Annotated in this window: 5 protein-coding genes; 3 read left to right on the top strand and 2 right to left on the bottom strand. The window is 53.6% G+C overall.

Annotation, left to right across the window (positions count from 1 at the left end; translation table 11 throughout):
- From PHC90_14625 to PHC90_14615, 3 genes are all read left to right on the top strand, one after another.
- Positions 1-317: 3-methyl-2-oxobutanoate hydroxymethyltransferase (locus tag PHC90_14625; GenBank protein MDD3847580.1), on the top strand; the 317-nt coding region annotated here is incomplete at its 5' end.
- Position 318: 1 nt separating this feature from the next.
- Positions 319-1,164 carry a pantoate--beta-alanine ligase gene (gene panC, locus PHC90_14620; GenBank protein ID MDD3847579.1) on the top strand — a complete coding sequence of 282 codons (846 nt, stop codon included), beginning with the start codon at positions 319-321 and terminating at the stop codon, positions 1,162-1,164.
- 14 nt (positions 1,165-1,178) lie between these two features.
- Complete coding sequence (locus tag PHC90_14615) at positions 1,179-1,538, top strand: aspartate 1-decarboxylase (protein ID MDD3847578.1); 360 nt, start codon at positions 1,179-1,181, stop codon at positions 1,536-1,538.
- A 229-nt stretch (positions 1,539-1,767) separates the two neighbouring features.
- On the opposite strand, the gene PHC90_14610 is transcribed toward PHC90_14615, so the two are convergent.
- Together PHC90_14610 and PHC90_14605 are read right to left on the bottom strand one after the other, a co-directional pair.
- Positions 1,768-3,231, bottom strand: coding sequence for a ParB/RepB/Spo0J family partition protein (locus tag PHC90_14610; protein MDD3847577.1), 1,464 nt, complete (start codon positions 3,229-3,231; stop codon positions 1,768-1,770).
- Positions 3,228-3,569, bottom strand: a complete 342-nt coding sequence (locus PHC90_14605) for a hypothetical protein (GenBank protein ID MDD3847576.1) — start codon at positions 3,567-3,569, stop codon at positions 3,228-3,230. The genes PHC90_14610 and PHC90_14605 overlap by 4 nt, the downstream gene beginning before the upstream one ends.
- Between the last annotated feature and the right edge of the window lie 620 nt (positions 3,570-4,189).

Below are 4,189 nucleotides of genomic sequence, written 5' to 3'. Positions count from 1 at the left end.
TCGAAAAGCTCATCGACGACGCCAGGGCCGTGGAAGCGGCAGGCGCGTTCATGGTGGTCCTTGAGTGCGTTCCCAGACAGCTGGCCAAAGAGATCACCGAAATGCTGACGATTCCCACCATAGGTATTGGAGCAGGACCGGATTGCGACGGACAGGTCCTGGTCATTCATGACCTCCTGGGCCTTCTCGGGGATTTCCGGCCCAAATTCGTGAAGCAGTATCTTAATCTTACCGAGGAGATAGACAAGGCCGTCAAGGGGTACATAGACGAGGTCACTTCCGGGACCTTTCCCGACGATAGCCAGTCATTCCACTGATATGAAAATAATCCGAACCGTCTCCGAAATGCAGGGCACCTCCGACGAACTGAGGAAGGACAGGCGTATCGCCTTTGTGCCCACCATGGGCTACCTGCACGAGGGTCACCTCGCTCTTGTCAGGGAGGCCCGCAAACTCGCCGATGTCGTCGTAGCGAGCATATTCGTGAACCCTATCCAGTTCGGGCCCACCGAGGACCTCTCCCGGTACCCCCGCGATTTCGACCGCGACGCGGCCCTCCTCGAGAAAGAAGGCACGGATATCATCTTCTTTCCCGATGACGGCGAGATGTATAAAGAGGGCTTTACCACCTACGTCGAGGTCAAGAAGCTCGAGGAGCATCTCTGCGGGAAAACCAGGGTCGGGCACTTTACCGGGGTGGCCACCGTGGTGTCAAAGCTCTTCAATATAGTCAAACCTCACTATGCCGTTTTTGGTCAGAAGGATTACCAGCAGTTGATGGTCATCGAACGCATGGTCCGGGACCTCAACATGGATGTCGCGATAGTCCCCTATCCCACAGTCCGTGAATCCGACGGTTTGGCGATGAGCTCACGGAACACCTATCTCAGCGATACGGAAAGGGACAGGGCCCGCCTTATCAGTGCATCATTGAGAAAAGCTGAGGAAATGGTACGGTCCGGCGAGCGGAACACCGATACGATTAAAAAAGCCGTTGATGATATCCTTCACCAGGAAGATGGCATTGACGTCGAATATATTGACATATGTGATACCGGGACGCTGGAGGATGTCCCGGCTGTCGCAGGAAAGGCTGTCCTCGCCGTGGCGTGCCGCATAGGCAAGACGAGGCTGATCGATAACACGATATTAACGGAGGCATGACAATGAGAAGGACCATGATGAAATCAAAGATCCACAGGGCGACGGTCACCGACAGCAACCTTGATTACGAGGGAAGCATCACCATCGACTCCCAGCTCATGGATAAAGCGAACATCATCCCTTACGAACGGGTCGAGATCTACAACGTGACATCAGGCGAGCGGTTCGCCACTTACGCCATACGGGGCGACAAGGATTCGGGCGTTATCTGCATCAACGGCGCCGCGGCCCACAAGGCCAAAAAGGGCGACATCATCATAATCGCCACTTACGCCAGTCTTGAGGAACAGGAATTGGAGTCCTTCAAGCCGAAGAAGGTTTACGTGGATGGCGCGAACAAGATAAAGACACAGCTGTTGCAAGCAGTGAACTGATGAAAAGCCGTGAAGCGTAAGGCGTTGAACAACAACGCTGATTGTTTTATCCCTCACGCTCTACGCTTTACGGCTTCTTGAGTTGTTCACACTTTACCGCTTTTAAGGACTTGATAAGGCCCGTTAGTATTCTACAGATGTCATTCATAAGCATCGATATTTCTTTAATTGATCTTCCATCTATATACCGTAGCTTTTCTGATATCTCCAGATGGGTAGGTAGTGTCTGTCAAGAATCTTTCTTTCTTCCAATTGCGGATAAATGCGCCTCTATGGCTGATATAGCACCTGTCAAGGAAGGCAGGAGAAATTCCACGTCGCGGACCAGCGCGGCGAGGGTTTCCCTGTGGTTCTCCCTCACTTTAAGCGCCGCGCTCTGGACTCCCGACAAATTCTCGATATGCTCTTTGAGGGATGCGAATTCCTTCAGCAAGAGCTTGCCCGATATCTTGTGGGCATTTTCCCCGCCTTCGGGCCCGCTGCCGTCTCTTTCAAAGGGCGACTCAGGGGCCGGGAAAGACGGGGCGGAGGTGTCTGAAAAAGTCCCCGTTTCCGGGGGTTTTTCTACTTCCCCCACAGAGTTATCGAAAGGTGTTTCGTCCTCCCCCTGGAGGGGAATTTCGGCATTTTGCGTATACTTGGTAGCACTTTTCCCCTCAATTTCCTCCGGCTCGAAAGAACCAGATTCCCGGGTTTCGGTGACCTGCTCCACCTCGCCTGCGGGATCATGTGCAAGGGGGTCAAGCGGGCGGTCCCCAGCTTCCTCAACTGCTTGCTCAACAACCAGTTCTTCCGCCACATCATCGTCCTGTGCGGTGACCGGTGGGTCAGCGGTAACAGGTTCGACAGTTTCGATGGGGTCGTGGACAGGTTCCATGGAAGCCACAGGCAACTCTTCTGCAGCACCGTTGCCATTCTCCCCGGCTGTCGTGGTCGTAACGGGAGCTTCAGCGGGCGCTTTGACCTTCCCTGAAGTGCCTTCGGCGTGTTCTTCCGCTTCTGCCACGGCGATTTCGGCGGTTTCCCTGACCGCGGCCGACGTATCCTTCTCGAGGACGTACATGGCCGACTGGAGATCGTCGGTGGTCTCCCATACCCGTACCGCCTGTTCGAGGGTCTTTATTCCGAACCTGCGGCATGTTTCCATGAGCGAGTCATATGTAGCAAAATTCCCGGCGACAGCTTTCACGAAAAACCCTGCAATCCTCCTTGCGACGTACAGGTAACTCCTCGAACGCGCGGTGAGGACCATGATCCGCTTTATATCCTTGCCGCGGTCGAAGAACTCCTTGATCATATATATCTCGTCGACGGTGTTCAGACTCTCCCTCTGCATGTTCTCAAGGACCGCGACTTCATCCGCCGGTGTGGCATCGTCGTCGTCCTTGATGATGACCGGTATCATGCGCAGGCCTGCCTTGCAGGCCGCCCTCCAGCGACGCTCCCCGGCAACGATGAGGTACGATTCCCCCCGGCGCTTCACGATAATCGGCTGCAGCACACCGTCCTGCTTAACACTCTCCGTCAAGAGCTCCAGCTTTCCCTCGTCGTATGAACGCCGCGGCTGGAGGCCGTTCGGGATGATCTTCGTCACGTCCATGAGCTGCATCTGGCTTTCACGGAACCCTATGGCCATCTGTTGTTCTGTCCCGGCATCGTCCGTTATCCCTGTAAACACGTTTTTACCGTTCATAATACCCTATCCTCCTGTTCGTTTATAGTCTTGTTCCTGTCATGTCGAAGCCTTCCGGTATTGTCCGCCCCAAAAACAGCCCCTACGCAAAATGGTGCAAACTGTGTACGCCGTACACAACTTGTCAGACTTTGCGTAGGGCGGGTTTTTCCTCCTGGTTCTCTGATCTCTTTCTCATGCATCTGCCCGATGAGATACAGGTTGTGCGTCGAAAGGAGCAGTTCCTTGATCCGGTTGTCTATCTCGACGTCGTCTCCCTGCATGCCCTGTCCCTCGTCCATTCCCATGGCCGGGTATGCCGGGTTCATATCATCTGCGTTGTAATTGGGATTTGGCAAAGAAGCCTCCTTATGTTCAGTTTTTCTGTTTCAACATCCTTTGTTGAAGTAAAATCCCTCATATTAAGTGAAATAGCATCGGATTCGCCCGAAACACCGGGAATAGCTACCAATCGCTGAAAAATATGGGAAGAAGAAAGAACTCCACCACACAGACAGGGAGCGGATTTGTCCTTCTCCCTTTCAACCCAGACTTCGATGCGGTCCCTGTCATTCCCAAAACCCGCTTTTCTTGAATACTCTCTGTCTGCTTTTGCACGTTCCAGTCTCCCACCTTATGTTCCTCCTTCTCGTGTTTTATACTTTCCCTTGGAAATAGCATTCATTTGAGCGTTTTTTCTCACCTGCATGGCAATGACAACCTAAAAATGACCCACTGTGATCACCTAAAAATGACCCACTGCCTATTCCGCTGAAGTCGGCCACCTATTATGACCCAAGCCGGCCACCCATTCCGGAGCAAGCCGGCCACCTGTTATGATGAACCCGGCCACCCCCGTCGGAGCCGTCAGGGTCGGGTCCCCGAAGAGCTGTCCAGTCGGCAAACCCGAGGTTGGTCGTTATGATCACGGAGGCCCTTTCATACCTATCCGCCAGAAGCTGTGATGCCTAACTCATCG

Source organism: Syntrophorhabdaceae bacterium (genome assembly GCA_028698615.1).
Lineage (GTDB): Bacteria > Desulfobacterota > Syntrophorhabdia > Syntrophorhabdales > Syntrophorhabdaceae > Delta-02.
This window is presented reverse-complemented; position numbering and strand designations above follow the sequence as displayed.